The 16,072-nt window shown below is 70.1% G+C and carries 17 protein-coding genes; 11 read left to right on the plus strand and 6 right to left on the minus strand.

The genetic code is table 11. The features are described 5' to 3' along the window. Window positions 1-85 precede the first annotated feature (85 nt). The 3 genes from DFR50_RS26280 (at window position 86) to DFR50_RS32340 (ending at window position 2,041) form a co-directional block, all read left to right on the plus strand. Window positions 86-898, plus strand: coding sequence for an SDR family oxidoreductase (locus tag DFR50_RS26280; protein ID WP_113892348.1), 813 nt, complete (start codon window positions 86-88; stop codon window positions 896-898). Continuing rightward, window positions 895-1,368, plus strand: coding sequence for a MaoC family dehydratase (locus DFR50_RS26285; RefSeq protein ID WP_113892350.1), 474 nt, complete (start codon window positions 895-897; stop codon window positions 1,366-1,368). Before DFR50_RS26280 ends, DFR50_RS26285 begins: the two co-directional genes overlap by 4 nt. 100 nt (window positions 1,369-1,468) lie before the next feature. Continuing rightward, window positions 1,469-2,041: a type II toxin-antitoxin system HicB family antitoxin gene (locus DFR50_RS32340; protein WP_113892353.1), complete on the plus strand. Its 573-nt coding sequence runs from the start codon at window positions 1,469-1,471 to the stop codon at window positions 2,039-2,041. Window positions 2,042-2,050: 9 nt separating this feature from the next. On the opposite strand, the gene DFR50_RS26295 is transcribed toward DFR50_RS32340, so the two are convergent. Next, entirely contained in the window at window positions 2,051-3,367 is a 1,317-nt protein-coding gene (locus tag DFR50_RS26295) for a dihydroorotase (protein WP_113892354.1), read from the minus strand. A 94-nt stretch (window positions 3,368-3,461) separates the two neighbouring features. Here DFR50_RS26295 and ygfZ point away from each other — a divergent pair, with 94 nt between their 5' ends. The 3 genes from ygfZ to DFR50_RS26310 all read left to right on the plus strand — a co-directional run bounded on the left by ygfZ (window position 3,462) and on the right by DFR50_RS26310 (window position 5,922). Then, window positions 3,462-4,295, plus strand: coding sequence for a CAF17-like 4Fe-4S cluster assembly/insertion protein YgfZ (ygfZ, locus tag DFR50_RS26300; protein WP_113892357.1), 834 nt, complete (start codon window positions 3,462-3,464; stop codon window positions 4,293-4,295). A 110-nt stretch (window positions 4,296-4,405) separates the two neighbouring features. Next, the gene (locus DFR50_RS26305; protein WP_210209050.1) at window positions 4,406-5,434 is read left to right on the plus strand and encodes an SPFH domain-containing protein; all 1,029 of its coding nucleotides are present in this window, start codon (window positions 4,406-4,408) and stop codon (window positions 5,432-5,434) included. Window positions 5,435-5,445: 11 nt separating this feature from the next. After that, on the plus strand, window positions 5,446-5,922 hold the full coding sequence (locus DFR50_RS26310) for an NfeD family protein (protein ID WP_113892359.1): 477 nt from the start codon (window positions 5,446-5,448) through the stop codon (window positions 5,920-5,922). Here DFR50_RS26310 and DFR50_RS26315 read toward each other — a convergent pair. Continuing rightward, complete coding sequence (locus tag DFR50_RS26315; RefSeq protein ID WP_113892433.1) at window positions 5,913-6,350, minus strand: universal stress protein; 438 nt, start codon at window positions 6,348-6,350, stop codon at window positions 5,913-5,915. The two genes, DFR50_RS26310 and DFR50_RS26315, sit on opposite strands and share 10 nt — an antisense overlap. 199 nt (window positions 6,351-6,549) lie before the next feature. Between DFR50_RS26315 and DFR50_RS26320 the strand changes: the two genes are divergently transcribed. After that, a complete protein-coding gene (locus DFR50_RS26320; RefSeq protein ID WP_113892361.1) occupies window positions 6,550-7,143 on the plus strand; it encodes a superoxide dismutase in 594 nt (197 codons plus the stop codon). A gap of 517 nt (window positions 7,144-7,660) precedes the next feature. Here DFR50_RS26320 and DFR50_RS32345 read toward each other — a convergent pair. Beyond that, window positions 7,661-8,101, minus strand: coding sequence for a hypothetical protein (locus DFR50_RS32345; RefSeq protein WP_170153400.1), 441 nt, complete (start codon window positions 8,099-8,101; stop codon window positions 7,661-7,663). A 133-nt stretch (window positions 8,102-8,234) separates the two neighbouring features. Then, complete coding sequence (locus DFR50_RS26335) at window positions 8,235-8,834, minus strand: LOG family protein (RefSeq protein WP_113892365.1); 600 nt, start codon at window positions 8,832-8,834, stop codon at window positions 8,235-8,237. A 153-nt stretch (window positions 8,835-8,987) separates the two neighbouring features. Between DFR50_RS26335 and DFR50_RS26340 the strand changes: the two genes are divergently transcribed. Next, entirely contained in the window at window positions 8,988-10,271 is a 1,284-nt protein-coding gene (locus tag DFR50_RS26340; RefSeq protein WP_113892435.1) for an NAD(P)/FAD-dependent oxidoreductase, read from the plus strand. Window positions 10,272-10,332: 61 nt separating this feature from the next. After that, window positions 10,333-11,817 carry a xylulokinase gene (gene xylB, locus DFR50_RS26345; RefSeq protein ID WP_113892367.1) on the plus strand — a complete coding sequence of 495 codons (1,485 nt, stop codon included), beginning with the start codon at window positions 10,333-10,335 and terminating at the stop codon, window positions 11,815-11,817. 276 nt (window positions 11,818-12,093) lie between these two features. Here xylB and DFR50_RS26350 read toward each other — a convergent pair whose 3' ends face one another. Beyond that, window positions 12,094-12,783: a MarC family protein gene (locus DFR50_RS26350; protein WP_113892369.1), complete on the minus strand. Its 690-nt coding sequence runs from the start codon at window positions 12,781-12,783 to the stop codon at window positions 12,094-12,096. A 138-nt stretch (window positions 12,784-12,921) separates the two neighbouring features. Between DFR50_RS26350 and DFR50_RS26355 the strand changes: the two genes are divergently transcribed. Next, window positions 12,922-13,815: a DMT family transporter gene (locus DFR50_RS26355; protein ID WP_113892371.1), complete on the plus strand. Its 894-nt coding sequence runs from the start codon at window positions 12,922-12,924 to the stop codon at window positions 13,813-13,815. After that, complete coding sequence (locus DFR50_RS26360) at window positions 13,812-14,567, plus strand: SDR family oxidoreductase (RefSeq protein WP_113892373.1); 756 nt, start codon at window positions 13,812-13,814, stop codon at window positions 14,565-14,567. The genes DFR50_RS26355 and DFR50_RS26360 overlap by 4 nt, the downstream gene beginning before the upstream one ends. Window positions 14,568-14,751: 184 nt before the next feature. Here the strand turns inward: DFR50_RS26360 and DFR50_RS26365 are convergent, their stop codons facing one another. Further along, window positions 14,752-15,978 (minus strand): epoxide hydrolase family protein, encoded by a 1,227-nt coding sequence (locus tag DFR50_RS26365; RefSeq protein ID WP_113892375.1) that lies wholly within the window; start codon window positions 15,976-15,978, stop codon window positions 14,752-14,754. Window positions 15,979-16,072 lie beyond the last annotated feature (94 nt).

Here is a 16,072-nt window from a genome sequence, read left to right on the forward strand (position 1 = left end):
GGATCGGCGCCGTTCGTGGCCGGAGTTTGGCCCGGGCCCCGGACTTGCTAGGATCGGCGCGAATCGACTTTTCCCGGGAGGAAACATGTTCACGTCGTCAAATCTCTTTTCCGTCCGCGGACGCACTGCGCTCGTCACCGGCGGCGCGACCGGACTCGGGCGGGTCTGCGCCGAGGCGCTCCTGACCGCGGGGGCGCGGGTGCTGATCGCGTCGCGCAAGGCGGACGCCTGCGAAGCGGCGGCCAAGGAGCTCTCGGCGATCGGCCCGTGCGAGGGGTTCGGCGGCACCGTCGCGACCGAAGCCGGCGTCGCCGAACTCGCTGCGGAGACGCGCCGCCGCACCGACGCGCTGCACATTCTCGTCAACAACGCCGGCATGACCTGGGGCCAGCCGTTCGAGAGCTTCCCGTGGAAGGCGTTCGACCGGGTTCTCGCCGTCAACGTCACCGGGCTCTTCGCCCTCACCCGCGAACTCGCGCCGATGCTGTTTGCGTCCGCAACTGGCGAGCGGCCGTCCAATGTGGTCAATTTCGGCTCGGTGATGGGAACCGTCACGCAGTCGGAGACCGCCTATTCCTACGCGGCGTCCAAGGCCGCCGTGCACCACCTGACCCGAATCCTGGCCGCGGAATTCGCCGGCCGGCAGGTGACGGTGAACGCGATCGCGCCGGGCCCGTTCCCGACCAACATGACGAACTTCGCCCTCGGCGACGACCAGGGCGCCGAACGCGGCGCGAGCGCGGTGCCGATGCATCGGCTCGGGCGGCCCGAGGACATCGCCGGGGCGCTGCTGTTCCTGACCGGGCGCGGGGGCGCCTACACGACCGGGGCGATCCTGCCGGTCGACGGCGGCATCGCCGTGACCGCCGCGCCGGCGATGTTCGGAGACGACGCATGACCACGTGGGGCCAGGCCCGGACGCTCACCCCCTCGGAACTGCACCAGAACGTCGGCGAGACCTTCGTCTCGCACTGGTTCGTGGTCGATCAGGACCGGATCGACGCCTTCGCCCGGGTGACGGAGGACGAACAGTTCATCCACGTCGATCCGGAACGGGCGGCCGATTCCCATTTCGGCGGCACGGTGGCGCACGGGTTCCTGACGCTGTCGCTGTTGTCGCCGATGGCCTACAGCGCGCTGCCCAGGGTCGAGGGCTCGGCGATGGGAATCAACTACGGCTTCGACAAGGTGCGGTTTCTCCATCCGGTGCGCTCGGGCAGCCGGGTGCGCGCGCATTTCCTGCTCACGGCCGTGCTCAGGCGCTCCGAGCGCGAGTGGCAACTCGTCTACGACCTCACCATCGAGATCGAGGGCGCGCACAAGCCGGCGCTGGCGGCGACCTGGCTGACGATGCAGGTGGTGGGGTGAGGACACTCGGGTCATTGAGCGGCGACGCGGTTGACGGCCGCGGCTGCACCGAGGTCCAGCCGTCTTGAAGAGGACTCTCTTCGTGTGTATTATACACACGATGCGGAGCGCCGACCTTATTCGCGAACTGGAACAGGCCGGCTGGGTCTTGAAACGCGTCCGTGGCTCTCACCACGTCTTTGTGCATCCGTCGCGCCCGGGAATTGTGGTCGTGCCGCATCCGAAGCGCGAACTCGGCGTCGGTCTCGCGTCGCCGCAATCCGCAAACAGGCGGGACTTTGATATGCGCTACCCCATCGCCATAGAACCCAGAACGGAGCGATCCGACTACGGTGTCGTCATTCCTGACCTGCCGGGCTGCTTCTCGGCCGGCGAGACGCTGGAGGAGGCGATCGCCGGCGCCGAGGAGGCCGGGATCGCGTGGATGGACGAAGCGCTGGACGCGGGAGAGGCGATTCCGCCACCGTCGTCGCTGGAGGCGATTCGCGCCGTTCCGGAGTACGAGGGTTGGATTCTCTCGGTCGTCACCATCGACCCCGCCGCGCTCGACGACACCGCGGAGCGAGTCAACATCACGTTGCCGCGCCGGGTCCTCCGCCGGCTGGACGAAGACGCGCGCGCCGCCGGCGAGACGCGGTCCGGCTATATCGCAAAACTCGCGCTCAGGGCCTGAAGCGAGGCCTCACCAGAACCGCACCGCCTGCCCCGTCGACGGCGTCGCGAGTTCGCCTTCCCACATCACCCGCCGTCCGCGCACGATCGCGCCGACCGGCCAGCCGGTCACCGTCTTGCCGTCGTACGGGGTCCAGCCGCAGCGCGAGGCGATCCAGGAATCGCGGATCGTCTCGACTCGCTTGAGGTCGACGACGGTGAAGTCGGCGTCGTAGCCGGCCGCGATCCGGCCCTTGCCGAGAATGCGGAAGATGCGCGCCGGGCCGGCGCTGGTCAGGTCGACGAAGCGCTGCAGCGTCAGCCGTCCGGCTGCGACGTGGTCGAGCATGATCGGCACGAGCGTCTGCACGCCGGGCATCCCCGACGGGCTCTCGGGGTAGGGTTTTGCCTTCTCCTCCAGCGTGTGGGGCGCGTGATCGGAGCCCAGCACGTCCACCACGCCCTGAGCGAGCCCGCGCCAGATGTCCCGGCGATGGTCCGGCCCACGCACCGGCGGGTTCATCTGCATTTTCGTGCCAAGGCGCGGGTGGTCATCGAGGCTCAGCGTCAGGTGATGCGGCGTCGCCTCGCAGGTGGCGACGTCCTTCGCCGAGGCGAGAAGCTCCATTTCCTGGCCGGTCGAGACGTGCAGGACGTGGACCTGCGCGCGGGCCTCGCGCGCCAGGCGGACGAGGCGTTCGGTCGAGCGCAGCGCCGCGGTCTCGTCGCGCCAGACGGGATGCGACGACGGGTCGCCGGGAACGCGATGGGGTTTCCGCTCGTTGAGCCGCGCCTCGTCCTCGCTGTGGAAGGCGGCGCGGCGGCGGATGCTCTTCAGGATCGCCAGCACGCCCGCGTCGTCCGCGACCAGCAGCTTGCCGGTCGACGAGCCCATGAACACCTTGATCCCGGCCGCGCCGGGCAGGCGCTCGAGGTCGGGCAGGTTCGCGACATTGTCGTGTGCGCCGCCGACCCAGAAGGCGAAGTCGCAATGCATCCGCCCCGTCGCGCGAATGACCTTGTCGGCGAGCGCCGCCTCGGTCGTGGTCGCCGGATCGGTGTTGGGCATCTCGAACACCGCCGTCACACCCCCGAGCGCCGCGGCGCGCGAGCCGGTCTCGAGGTCCTCCTTGTGCGTCGGTCCGGGCTCGCGGAAGTGCACCTGGCTGTCGATCACGCCCGGCAGGACGTGCAATCCGGCGCAGTCGACCCGTTCCGCCGCGGCCGCGCGGGCGAGGTCGCCGATCTCGGCGATCCGGCCGTCGCGGACGCCGATGTCGCGCGGGCCGACTCCATCGTGGTTGACGACCGTTCCATTGGAGAGAATGCAATCGAACGTCCGGGGCATGGCCTGGTCCTTGCGTGCAAGCCGCTTGCGCGGGCCTTGACGCCGCCTAATTAACAAGGCCCGGCAAAGCAAGCGGGATCGGAGTCGAACGAGAATGACCAACGAGGCCGCCTGGCTCGAGGACCGGGGCATTGTCGGGGTGAGCGGCGAGGACGCGGCGAGCTTCCTGCAAGGCCTTCTCACCAACGACGTCGAGCGACTCGCCCCCGGCGAGGCCCGCTACGCCGCCCTGCTGTCGCCGCAGGGCAAGATTCTGTTCGACATGATCGTCGTCCGCGCGGACCGCGACGGCGGCGCGGCGTTCCTCATCGACTGCGCAGCCGCGCAGGCCGCCGATCTCGCGCGGCGCCTCGGATTTTACAAATTGCGCGCCCGGGTCGCGATCGCCGACGAGAGCGCCGAGCGCGGCGTGGTCGCCCTGTGGGGCGCGCCCGCGCAGGCGCCGGCCGGCGCCGTCGTCACCGCCGACCCGCGCGATCCGCGCCTGGGCTTGCGTGCGATCTGTTCGCGCGCTGAGGCCGCGGCGATCGGATCGGCGCATCTCGCCGGTTACGAGGCGCTGCGCATCGACGCCGTCGTGCCGCGGGGCGGCGTCGATTTCGCCTATGGCGACGCCTTTCCGCACGACGTCAACCTCGACCTCCTGCACGGCGTCGATTTCCACAAGGGCTGCTACGTCGGGCAGGAGGTGGTCTCGCGCATGAAGCACCGCGGGACCGGGCGCAAGCGAATCGCCCGCGTTCGATTCGGGGCCGACGCCCCGCCGGCGGGAACGCCGGTCGTCGATGGCGACCTGCCGGTCGGCGCGCTCGGCTCGTCGTCGGGGCGGGAGGCGCTGGCCCTGCTGCGGCTCGACCGCGCCGAGGAGGCGAAGGCCGCGGGCCGGACCCTGAGCGCAGGCGGGGCGCCGCTCGCGCTCGCGGACTGAAGCCCGACCGGCGACCGGCGCCGGCGCTCCCGCCGGCTTCGCCGCGGCGGCGATGGCGGCCGGCCGGTTTTCCGGCTAGGGTCGGCTGAACCGGGCCCGGGGGTTTGCAGATGCTGGAAGGGGCGACCGTCTTCGCGCTCGTCATCGCCGCCTTCGTCGTCGTGACCGCGCTCATGGGCGTGCGCCAGGTGCCGCAGGGCTACAATTACACGGTCGAGCGCTTCGGCCGCTATCACAAGACGCTGACGCCGGGCCTCGCCCTCATCGTGCCCTACATCGACACGGTCGGCCGCAAGCTGATCGTCATGGAGCAGGTGATCGACGTGCCGAGGCAGGAGATCATCACCAAGGACAACGCCCAGGTGACCGTCGACGGCGTCGCCTTCTACCAGGTGCTCGACGTCCGCCGGGCGGCCTACGAGATCGCCGACCTGAAGACGGCGTTGCTCAACCTGGTCATGACCAACGTCCGCACGGTCATGGGCTCGATGGACCTCGACCAGCTGCTGTCGCATCGCGACGAGATCAACGTCCGCCTGCTGACCGTGATCGACGCCGCCTCGGAACCGTGGGGCCTCAAGGTCACGCGCGTCGAAATCAAGGACATCGAGCCGCCGAAGGACCTGGTCGACGCGATGGCGCGGCAGATGAAGGCCGAGCGCGAGAAGCGCGCGGTGATCCTCGAGGCGGAGGGCATGCGCCAGTCCGACATCACCCGCGCCGAAGGCCGCAAGGCCGCCCTCGTGCTCGAGGCGGAGGGCCGGCGCGACGCCGCCTTCCGCGCCGCGGAGGCGATCGAGCGCACCGCCCAGGCGGATGCGAGAGCGACCGAGCTGATCAGCGTGGCGACCGCCGCCGGCGACGTGGTCGCGGTCAATTTCCTGATCGCGCAAAAATACATCGCAGCGCTTCAGGCGCTCGCGCAGTCGCCGAACCAGAAGCTCGTCATCGTGCCGATGGAACTGTCGTCGCTGGCGGGAACGCTGGCGGGCCTCGGCCAGATCGCGGCGGGCGCGCTCGGCGGCGAGCCGTTCGCCGCGCCACGGCCCGCCGGATCGAGGGGCGCGAGCCCGGTTCCGGATACGGCGTCCCGCGCCGCGCCGCCGGAGCGGCCGTCCGCGCCGCCGCCGGCCGGCTGAGGCGCTGGCGCATGGAAGTCCTCGCCGATCCCTCCCGCTTCGCCGCGCTCGCCTGGCTCGTCGTCGGCCTCGCGCTGTGCGCGGTCGAGACGCTGGCGCCGGGGGCGTTCTTCATCTGGTTCGGGGCCGCGGCGGCGATCGTCGGCGCCGTCGACTACGTCGCGCCGATGGGGTTCGGGACGCAGCTGATCGTGTTCGGCGCGCTCGTGGCCGCGCTCGTTCTGGTCGGCCGGCGGGTCTACGGCTCGTTCGGCGCCGAACCCGGCCCGCTGCCGCAGAGCCGGGCGCACGCGATGATCGGAGAGGACTTCTTTCTCGACGAGGCGATCGTGCGCGGCTACGGCCGCATCCGGGTCGGCGACAGCTCGTGGCGGGTCGCCGGCGCCGACTGCCCCGCCGGCGCGCGCGTCCGGGTGGTCGCGGTCGAAAACGGCGCCCAGCTCAGGGTCGAACGCGTCGAGGAGCCGGGCCTCCCGTCTCAGCGGTAGACCAGCACCGGAATGGTCGAATGGGTGAGCACCTTGACTGTCTCGCTGCCGAGCAGCAGCGCCGACATGCCCCGCCGCCCGTGCGAAGCCATCACGATCAGGTCGCAGTCCCTGGCGTGGGCGACGTCGATGATCGCGCGATAGGGTTGGTCGTGCACTTCGCGAACGGTGTCGCACGGCACGCCGGCGGCCTTCGCGGCCGTTCTCACCTGCTCGAGCGCCTGGTCTGAGATGCGCGAGGATTCCTCCTCGTATTCGTCCTCGCCCACCGACACCAGGACCGCGTCCATCGACGCGACGCGATAGGGCTCCGTCAGCGTCAGCGCCGTCACCGTGGCGCCGCTCTCCTTGGCGAGCTGGACGCCGTAGATCACAGCCTTTCGCGAGAGGTCGGAACCGTCGGTCGGGATGAGAATGTGTCGGAACATGACGCCCTCCTGGCGCATTTGTTTTTCTAAACGTTAGGCGAAGGGGGGCTTCCGCGCCAGAGTGCATGGGGTCGCGCCCCCGCGGGGCCAGGCGCAGTTGCCGCGCCTGCGGCGCCCGGCTAAGTCTTCCATCCCGACGGGACGATCGTCCGTCGGCTTCGGAACCAGCTTTTCAGAGAATTCGTCAAGGAGCCGTCACATGACTTTCTCGCTGCCAGAACTGCCCTACGCCTACGACGCGCTGGGACCCTACATGTCGCGCGAAACGCTCGAGTATCACCACGACAAGCACCATCTCGCCTACGTCAACAACGGCAATAACGCGATCAAGGGCACCGAATGGGAGGGCAAGCCGATCGAGGAGATCATCAAGGGCTCGTTCGGCAAGACCCCCGCGGTGTTCAACAACATCGGCCAGCACTATAACCATTCGCTGTACTGGCTCAGCATGAAGCCGAACGGCGGCGGCGCGATCCCGGGCGAACTCGAGAAGGCGCTCGTGGAATCGTTCGGCTCGGTCGACAAGGCCAAGGAGGATCTCGCCCAGGCCGCCGTGACGCAGTTCGGCTCGGGATGGGCGTGGCTGTCGCTCAAGGACGGCAAGCTCGAGATCACCAAGACCGGCAACGCCGAGAGCCCGCTCGTCCACGGCGCGCAGCCGCTCATCACCGTCGACGTCTGGGAGCACGCCTATTACATCGACTACCGCAACCGCCGGCCCGACTTCGTCAAGGCCGTGCTCGACAACCTGATCAACTGGGAATTCGCCGCCGAGCAATTCGCCAAGGCGTGACGGCGTAGGCGTTTCGAGCATCGCCCTCCGGCTGCGTCGCCGGGGGGCCTAACTTTTTCGTGGACGCGGTCGCCGACCGCGAACGCCAAAACGAGGCGGTGGCGCGGCAGCCACTGACCGCCGTCATGGCCGGGCTTGTCCAGGACAAGCCCGGCCATGACGGTTTGGGTTGGGGAAGACGCCCGAAGAATTTGGAGTTGCGCCCGCCCTCCGCGGGCGTGCGGCCAGGCTCCTTCCTGCCCCGGCAGGAGCAACATTCGGCGCCGTGCGCCTCCTCCCCCACCCGGGTCGCGCTTGCGTGCGCCCGGGCGCAGGCTCTTGTGGGGGAGGACGAGGAGGGGGTCACGCTGACCTCGAAGGTTCGCGCCCTTTCAGCCGCCAACTGAGAGGCCCGTGAGGCCCCACCCTGTCCCGCCCCCCAAGGGCATCGGGGACGTTGCTCGTCGCGCGGAGTCCCGCCGGTAAGAACGTGTGCATGCTGCGCCGGCCGCGCTCGGCGAACGCGGCCGCAAGCCCGTCAGTCCGTCAGGTTGAGGACTTTTTGCGTGCAGACGTCGACGCCGCTCGCCTCCGTCACCTGACCGTCGGCGAAGGTCGCGTGCAGATCGATCAGGCAGTCCTTGGTCTTCGGCACGCGGGCGCCCGTTTTTTTCCCGGCCTTCAGTTTGCCCAGCGCTTTCTTGAACGCGTCGGATCCGGCCGGGGCGACCTGAAGCTCGGTCAGATCGGCGGCGCGGGAATTCCACACCGACACCGCGATCGCGCCGCCCGAGGCCGCGGTTTTCTTCTTCGCCTTCTTCGCGGCCGGTTTGGCCGGCGCCGAAGCGGCCGGGGCCGCGGCGGGCTCGGCCGCCGCCGCGGGCGCTGCCGGCTCCGCGGTCTGGGCCTGCGCCCCGCCCGCGATCAATCCCACGAGCGCCGCCCCGGCGAGCGCCATCGTCCAGTCGAATCTCTTCATTCTCAAAAAACCTCCCACGCCCTCGCGCCGCCACGCGCGAATGGGGCAGGACCATGGCGCCGTTCGGCCGGCGGCAAAAGAGCCGCGTGGCGTCGCCCTTTGTCGCAGGTCCCAGCCGTGCAATCGCATTCCCTCACAGGTCGCGGACGGACATCGCCTCGCGCGCGAGATCGGCGCGCCGGTCGGCGGCGGCCAACAGCATCGGCACGACGTCGTCGATCTTTTCCGCCACCAGATAGCGCAACGCGAAACCGCTGCGGATGAAGCCGGCGTCGTTCATATGGGCGAACAGCGCCAGCAGCGGGCGCCAGAAGCCGGCGACGTCGGCGATCAGAATGGGCTTTCCGTGGCGACCGAGCTGCGCCCAGGTCATCTGCTCGACCAGTTCCTCGAGCGTGCCGATCCCGCCCGGCAGCGCCACGAAGGCGTCGGCGCGCTCGAACATCGCCTGCTTGCGCTCGTGCATGTTGTCGACCACCAGCACCTCCTGCGCTTCGGTGAGCGCATGTTCCTCGCGCACCAGAAAGCTGGGGATAACGCCCGTCACGAAGCCGCCGCCGGCGAGCGTCGCGCGCGCCACGCGACCCATCAGGCCCTCGCCGCCGCCGCCGTAGACGAGGCTGAGCCCCGCGCTCGCCAGATTGCGTCCGAGCGCGTCGGCGGCGTCGCCGAACCGGGGATCGTCGCCGGCGCCCGAACCGCAATACACGCATACGCTACGAATGGAGCTCATGCCGGCCTCGTCCTTCTCGTGACGGATTTGGGGGCGGCAGGGCTTCTGCGTCAAGCGCGCCGCCCGGGCCCGACTGGGGCGGCGATGAGCGGGGGTGTGGAAACGCCCGCCCGCGCGGCCTATCATCCCGCGATCCGCAGGATTCGAAACACGATGCTGGACGACCCGCTCACCCACGGCCTGTGGGAAAAAACCGCCCCGCCCGCCCCGCCGACCGAAGGGCTTCGCGGCGACATCGCGGCGGACGTCGCCGTGGTCGGCTGCGGCTATACCGGCCTCTCGGCGGCGCTCCGTCTGGCCGAAGCCGGCGCGAAGGTGGTGGCGCTCGAAGCGGTCGAAATCGGCTTCGGCGGCGCCGGCCGCAACGTCGGACTGGTCAACGCCGGCATGTGGATATTGCCCTCCGAGATGATCGCCGCGCTCGGCGCCGACTACGGCGAGCGGGCGCTCGACCTGCTCGGAAACGCCCCGGCCGCGGTGTGGGCGATGATCGAAAAACACGCGATCGACTGCGAGCCGGTTCCCAACGGCACCCTCCATTGCGCCGTCGGCCGGGCGGGCGCCGACGAGATCTCGGAACGGGCGTGGCAATGGGGGGCGCGCGGCGCGCCGGTCAGGGCGCTCGACGCCGAGGAGGCGGCGAAACGGATCGGAACGGCGGCTTACGCGGGCGCGCTGATCGACCTGCGCGCCGGCACGATCCAGCCGCTCGGCTACGCCCGCGGCCTCGCGCAGGCCGCCATCGCCGCCGGCGCCGCCGTCCACACGCTGAGCGCGGTGCGCGCGGCGGAGCGAACAGCCGGCCGCTGGCGCGTTTCGACCGCCCGGGGCTCGGTGACGGCGGACTGGATTGTCGTGGCGACCGACGCCTACGGCGGCGCGCCGTGGCCCGGGCCGCGGCGCGAGCAGATCCATCTGCCCTATTTCAATTTCGCCACGACGCCGCTGAAGCCCGCTCATCTCGCCTCGATCCTGCCCGGACGCGAAGGCTGCTGGGACACGAAGACGATCCTGAGTTCCTTCCGCCTCGATCGCGCCGGGCGGCTCGTGTTCGGCAGCGTCGGGGCGCTGCGCGGGACGGGGCGCGCGATTCATCGCGCCTGGGCGCGGCGCGCCATCGCGAAACTCTTTCCCGGCGTCGGCGGGGTCGCCTTCGAGGCCGAGTGGTACGGCATGATCGGCATGACGCGCGACGCAGCGCCGCGCTTCCACCGCCTCGCCGACCGGGTGGTGACCTTCTGCGGCTACAACGGCCGCGGCATCGCGCCCGGCACGGTGTTCGGCCGCGTCCTCGCGGACCATGTCCTTGGCCGCATTTCGGAAAAGGATCTGCCGCTTCCCGTCACGGCGCCGGAGGCGCCGACGCTGCCGCGGGCGCGCGAGGCCTGGTACGAGGCCGGCGCGCAGGTCGCCCATGCGCTCGGCGCGTGGGGCTGACAGGCGACAAGGCGCCGGCGCTGGAGTAAGACTGGCGCCGCAACGGAGGGAGGGCGCCGGTATGACGCAAACGTATCTCGGACTCGATATCGGCACGTCGTCGGTGAAGGCGCTGCTGGTCGACGCGCGTCAGTCGGTGGTCGCCGAGGCCTCCCCGCAGCTGACGGTGTCGCGCCCGCACCCGCTGTGGAGCGAGCAGGACCCGGACGACTGGGTGCGCGGCGTCGAGGCGGGCGTCGCCGAGATCCGCGAGACCGCGCCGGAGGCGTTCGCGAGACTGGCCGGAATCGGCCTATCCGGGCAGATGCACGGCGCGACGCTGCTGGACGCCGCCGACAAGCCGCTCCGGCCGGCGATCCTGTGGAACGACGGCCGCTCGTTCGCCGAATGCGCGGAACTCAAGCGCCGCGTCCCGGACGTCGAAACAATCACCGGCAACCTGGTGATGCCTGGCTTCACCGCGCCGAAGATGCTGTGGGTGGCGAAACACGAGCCGGAGGTCGCGAGGGCGACCAAGCGCGTGCTGCTTCCCAAGGATTATGTGCGCCTGCGCCTCAGCGGCGAGGCCGTGTCGGAGATGTCCGACGCCTCCGGCACGTCGTGGCTCGACGTGGCGAAGCGGCGCTGGGACGAGCGCCTGCTGGAAGCGACCGGCCTGACGCTCGCCGCCATGCCGCGGCTGGTCGAGGGCTCCGAGGTGTCGGCGCATCTTTCGCCCGCCGTCGCCCGAGCCTGGGGCCTCGAAGGCAGGACCATCCCGATCGCCGGCGGCGGCGGCGACAACGCGGCTTCGGCCATCGGCGTCGGCGCCACCGAGGCCGGCGAGGGCTTCGTCTCGCTCGGCACCTCGGGGGTGATCTTTTCCGTGACCGACCGCTACGTCAGCCTGCCCGAGCGCACGCTGCACGCCTTCTGCCACGCCCTGCCGGGCCGATGGCACGGCATGGCGGTGATGCTGTCGGCGGCGGCGTCGCTGGCGTGGATCGCAGGCGTTCTCGGCCGCGAGAACGAGGTCGGCGCGCTGGTCGCGGCGGCGCAGGGGTTCGCCCGGTCGAAGGCCGCGGTCGCCTCGGCGCCGGTGTTCCTGCCTTATCTGAGCGGCGAACGGACGCCGCTGAACGACGCCGAGGCGACCGGGATGTTCGCCGGCCTGCGCGCGAGCCACGGCGCCGACGCGCTTGTCTTCGCGGTGATGGAGGGCGTCGCCTTCTCGTTCGCCGACGGCGTCGACGTGCTCGACGCGGCGGGAGCGCGGCCGGTGCGGCCGCTGCTGGTCGGCGGCGGCTCGCGCTCGGATTTCTGGGGCCAGATGATCGCCGACGTGACGGGGCTCACCATCGACGTCGCGCGTGGCGCGGAAGCCGGCGCCGCGCTCGGCGCCGCCCGCCTCGGCATGCTCGCAGCCGGCGCCGGAACGGTCGCGACGATCTGCCCGCGCCCCGCTGTCGAAAAAACCTTCGCGCCCGACGCCGACAGCGCCGCCCTGCACGCGCCCCGCCTCAGGCGCTACCGCGCGCTCTATCCGGCGGAGAAAGGGACGCGCTGATTGGCTGCGGGGTCCACGCGTCACCGGCGGCGCCGCCATCCCTTCCCCAGCTTTTGCTGGGGAAGGTGGCGCGCAGCGCCGGATGGGGTGTGGAAAGCAGGACTCCCGCGGCGACGAGCAGGCGGCGACGGTCGTGCGATCCGTCATCATCGATGACGCGGGCCACACCCCATCCGGCCTTCGGCCACCTTCCCCGGCCGAGCCGGGGAAGGACGCCCGTGCGCGCCGGCCGCGGCGCTCGAAACGAGTATGCTCTCGCCGCAAGCAAACCGCGGCCTACCCCCGCCACTCCGCGACCAGGTCGCCGACGGCGGTGACGAGAATCTGCACGCCGATGCACATGAGCAGGAACGCCGACATCCGCACCACCACCTGGCGCGCCGTCGCGCCCATCATCGCCGTCAGCCGGTCGGCGAAGCGATAGGCGATCCAGATGATCGCGGCGTTGGCGATCGCCGCGAGCGTCACGCCGATGAAGAAGGCGAGGGCGTGGGCGCTGTCCCTGGGCCGCTCCGCGCCGAGGGTGATCGCGACCGCGATCGTGCCGGGCCCGGTGGTGAACGGCAGGGTGAGCGGGAAGAAGGCGACCTGCTTCGGGTCGTCGCCGGCGTCCCCGGCGGCGTCGCCGCTGGTCTTCTGGTCGGGGTGCTGTTCGCCGGAATTCAGCAGATGCCAGCCGCTGAGCGCGACCACCGTGCCGCCGGCGAGGCGCAGGGCGTCGATCGAGACGCCGAAGAAGCTCAGCACATAGGCCCCGCCCCACAGCGCGCAGAACATGATGGCGAGGGAATAGAAGCCGACCAGCCCGGCGATCGTCTGCCGGTCCCGCTGGGCGAAGGCGCGGGTGTAGACGGAGAAGATCAGCGCGCCGCCGATCGGGTTGATGATCGAGAACAGCGACGGGAAGGCCAGCAGGAAGGCGACGTTCGCGGTCGCGGCGATGACGCCCAGGTGTCCCTCGAACATGGTCCCTCCCCCGCCGCGCCGTGACGGACATAGCCGCCGGATTTGCGGAGCGCAATTCGCGGCGGCGCGGTTTGCCAAACGCGTCGGGCGGGCCGTATCATCCGGACTTCCGTTCGCGCGAACCCATGAGGCTTCCCCGTGCCGGCCCAATCGTCCGCGCGCCGGCGCGGCGTGTTTCTGGTCCTGACCGCGACGGTGATGTGGAGCCTCGCCGGCGTGTTCGCGCGCCTCGTCGGCCATCTCGATCTCTGGACGGTGATGGGCTGGCGGGCGACCCTCGGGGCCGCGTCGATCTCGGTGGTGGGCGTGGTCGAGTGGCGCCTCGGGCGGATGGAGGACGTGTTCGGCTTCGGCTGGCTGTCGCCGCTGGCGGCGGGGCTCGCGCTGGTCGCCATCTCCGCCTACACCGCCGCGGTGATGACGACGACCATCGCCGACGTGATGATCATCTACGCCACGCTGCCGTTCGTCGCCGCCGCGATCGGCTGGTTCGTCAACCGCGAGGCGGTTTCGAGGCGCACCCTCGTCGCCGGCGCGGTCGCCTTCGCCGGCGTCGCGATCATGGTCGGCGATGCGCTCGGCTCCGGACGCCTGCTCGGGCAGGCGCTCTCGGCCCTGATGACGGTCGCCTTCGCCGGCATGGTGGTGCTGCAGCGCCGCCGGCCGCACGCCTCGATGATCGCGGTCAACGCCATCGGCGCCTTCGGCTCGGGCCTCGTCGGATTCGCGCTGTCGCCGCATCCGCCGCTCGGCCTGCAGGAGTTCGGCGTGCTGTTCCTGTTCGGCCTCACCACCATCGGCCTCGCCTTCGTGCTGTTCATGGAGGGCGCGAAGCTCATTCCGTCGGCCGAAGCGGGGCTGATCACCCTGCTCGACGTTGTGCTCGGGCCGGTCTGGGTGTTTCTTGCCTTCGCCGAGAATCCCGGCGCGCCGACCGTGATCGGCGGCGCGATCGTGCTGGCCGCCGCGGTGTGGCGGATGGCCCCGGATTTGCGCGGCGCGGCGCTCGTGGCGACGGGAGGAGATCGATGAGCGGCGACAAATTCGCGCTGGTGACGGGCGCCGGCGCCGGGATCGGCAAGGCCTCGGCGCTCGCGCTCGCCCGCGCCGGCTGGAACGTGGCGCTCGCCGGGCGGCGCAAGGATCCGCTGCTCGCGGTGGCGCGCGAGATCGGCCACATCGGCCGGCGCGCCATCGTGTCGGCCTGCGACGTCGGCGATCCCGCGGCCGTCGCCGACATGTTCAAGACCATCGAGGGCGGCTTCGGCCGGCTCGACCTCCTGTTCAACAACGCCGGGCAGAGCGCGCCGGCGGTCCCGCTCGACGAACTGACTTTCGCGCAGTGGAAGGCGGTGGTCGACGTCAACCTCAACGGCGCTTTTCTTTGCGCGCAAGCTGCCTTCGGCCTGATGAAGCGGCAGCAGCCGCAAGGCGGGCGGATCATCAACAACGGCTCGATCTCGGCCCATGTCCCGCGGCCGATGTCGGCGGCCTATACCGCGACCAAGCACGCGATCACCGGCCTCACCAAATCGCTCGCGCTCGACGGGCGCGCGCACGACATCGCCTGCGGTCAGATCGACATCGGCAACGCGCTGACCGAGATGGCTTACAAGATGACCCAGGGCGTGCCGCAGGCCGACGGGCGGATCGCGGTCGAGCCGACGATGGACGTGGCGGAAGTGGCCGCCGCGATCGTCCACATGGCGAGCCTGCCGCTGTCGACCAACGTGCTGACGATGACGATCATGGCGACCAAGATGCCGTTCGTCGGGCGGGGGTGAGCCGCTCGCGGGGGACGACGCCGGGGGCGCCGCGGAGGCGCTCCGAACCCGTCGTCCGCCCGGCGCTTTCGCGAGCACGAGGCTCCTTCGAAGCCGGACGCTGCGACGGCGGCGGCGCAGCAAGGGCCTTGCGAACGGGGGATCCGACCCCTTGCTTCCACCCCCCGTCGAGCGCCGAAGGCTTTCAGGTCGATTTTCGGAGCGATCTGAAGCCGGCGCGAAGCTCTTCGACAAAGAGCTGCGGCTGTTCCCAGGCCGCGAAGTGCCCGCCTCTCTCGAGCCTGTTGTAATGGACGAGCTTCGGATACGCCTGCTCCGCCCAACTCCGCGGCGCTCGATAGAGCTCGTCGGGAAAGACGCTGACGGCGACCGGGACGGCGACGCCCTTGACGCCGAAGAAGGAAACCTTGCTCTCGAAAGCCTCCCAATAGAGGCGCGCCCCGGACGTGAACGTGTTGGTGAGCCAGGTCAGCGTGACGTTGTCGAGAACGTCGTCTCGCGTCAGCCCTTCGGACAGCCCGTCGAAGACGCGTGAGATCATCGCCAGGCTGCGCGCGTCGTGATCGAGAAAGTAGCCGGCGATGCCGACGGGGGAATCCGCGATTCCGTACAGCGCCTGCGGGCGCAAGCCCATCTGGTAGCCGTAGCCGATGCCCTTGGCATATTCCAGGGCCAGTTGCTCGTAGGCCGCTTTCTCATCCGCCGAGAGACCGGAGGGCGAGGGGGCCCCGGTCAGGGCGGCCTTGTCGATGTCGGGCGGAAAGATGCCCGGCATGTTCGAGTGAATGCCGAGCAGCTCCGGATGGCCCTGCGCGCCCATCACGTCCGTGATGATCGCGCCCCAATCGCCGCCTTGGGCCACGAACCTCGTGTATCCGAGGCGCTTCATCAGCTCGACCCAGGCGCGCGCGATGCGCTCCGGCCCCCAGCCGGTCGTCGTCGGCTTGGCCGAAAACCCGTAGCCCGGGATCGACGGGATGACGAGATGGAAGGCGTCCGCTGCGCTGGCGCCATGGGCCGTCGGATTGGTGAGCGGATCGATGATCTTCAGCTGCTCGATGACCGAGCCGGGCCAGCCGTGCGTCACGATGAGCGGCAGCGCGTACTCGTGCTTCGAACGAACGTGAATGAAGTGGATGTCGAGCCCATCGATCTCCGTCAGGAAATTCGGCAGGGCGTCGAGTCTGGCCTCGACCTTGCGCCAATCGTATTCCGTCTCCCAGTAGCGCGCGAGTTTTTGCAGCGTCGCGAGTTGCGGGCCTTGCGATTGATCCGTGACGGTTTCCCGGTCGGGCCACCGCGTCGCGGCGATGCGTCGTTTGAGCTCGACCAGCGCCTCCTCCGGAAACCTGACACGAAATGCTCGGATCGGAAGCGTGTCGCTATCCGCCCGCTTTTCGACAGCACTCATGGGTGAACTCCTTTCTGAAGAAAAGAGACCGATGAAACCTGGCGGGCTTGCGCCAGCAGGGGGCGCCGGATATCCGCAAAACCGCCGGCAATGG

Origin of the sequence: Roseiarcus fermentans (assembly GCF_003315135.1) — a bacterium.
GTDB lineage: Bacteria > Pseudomonadota > Alphaproteobacteria > Rhizobiales > Beijerinckiaceae > Roseiarcus > Roseiarcus fermentans.

Excerpts from the sequence above, each read along its gene's own strand:
- DFR50_RS26310 (WP_113892359.1), top strand. The coding sequence starts at position 5,446 with ATGGAAGTCCTCGCCGATCCCTCCCGCTTCGCCGCGCTCGCCTGGCTC.
- xylB (WP_113892367.1), top strand. The coding sequence starts at position 10,333 with ATGACGCAAACGTATCTCGGACTCGATATCGGCACGTCGTCGGTGAAG.
- DFR50_RS26350 (WP_113892369.1), bottom strand. The coding sequence starts at position 12,783 with ATGTTCGAGGGACACCTGGGCGTCATCGCCGCGACCGCGAACGTCGCC.
- DFR50_RS26280 (WP_113892348.1), top strand. The coding sequence starts at position 86 with ATGTTCACGTCGTCAAATCTCTTTTCCGTCCGCGGACGCACTGCGCTC.
- DFR50_RS26340 (WP_113892435.1), top strand. The coding sequence starts at position 8,988 with ATGCTGGACGACCCGCTCACCCACGGCCTGTGGGAAAAAACCGCCCCG.
- DFR50_RS26320 (WP_113892361.1), top strand. The coding sequence starts at position 6,550 with ATGACTTTCTCGCTGCCAGAACTGCCCTACGCCTACGACGCGCTGGGA.
- DFR50_RS26285 (WP_113892350.1), top strand. The coding sequence starts at position 895 with ATGACCACGTGGGGCCAGGCCCGGACGCTCACCCCCTCGGAACTGCAC.
- DFR50_RS32345 (WP_170153400.1), bottom strand. The coding sequence starts at position 8,101 with ATGAAGAGATTCGACTGGACGATGGCGCTCGCCGGGGCGGCGCTCGTG.
- ygfZ (WP_113892357.1), top strand. The coding sequence starts at position 3,462 with ATGACCAACGAGGCCGCCTGGCTCGAGGACCGGGGCATTGTCGGGGTG.
- DFR50_RS32340 (WP_113892353.1), top strand. The coding sequence starts at position 1,469 with ATGCGGAGCGCCGACCTTATTCGCGAACTGGAACAGGCCGGCTGGGTC.
- DFR50_RS26295 (WP_113892354.1), bottom strand. The coding sequence starts at position 3,367 with ATGCCCCGGACGTTCGATTGCATTCTCTCCAATGGAACGGTCGTCAAC.
- DFR50_RS26365 (WP_113892375.1), bottom strand. The coding sequence starts at position 15,978 with ATGAGTGCTGTCGAAAAGCGGGCGGATAGCGACACGCTTCCGATCCGA.
- DFR50_RS26360 (WP_113892373.1), top strand. The coding sequence starts at position 13,812 with ATGAGCGGCGACAAATTCGCGCTGGTGACGGGCGCCGGCGCCGGGATC.
- DFR50_RS26315 (WP_113892433.1), bottom strand. The coding sequence starts at position 6,350 with ATGTTCCGACACATTCTCATCCCGACCGACGGTTCCGACCTCTCGCGA.
- DFR50_RS26335 (WP_113892365.1), bottom strand. The coding sequence starts at position 8,834 with ATGAGCTCCATTCGTAGCGTATGCGTGTATTGCGGTTCGGGCGCCGGC.
- DFR50_RS26305 (WP_210209050.1), top strand. The coding sequence starts at position 4,406 with ATGCTGGAAGGGGCGACCGTCTTCGCGCTCGTCATCGCCGCCTTCGTC.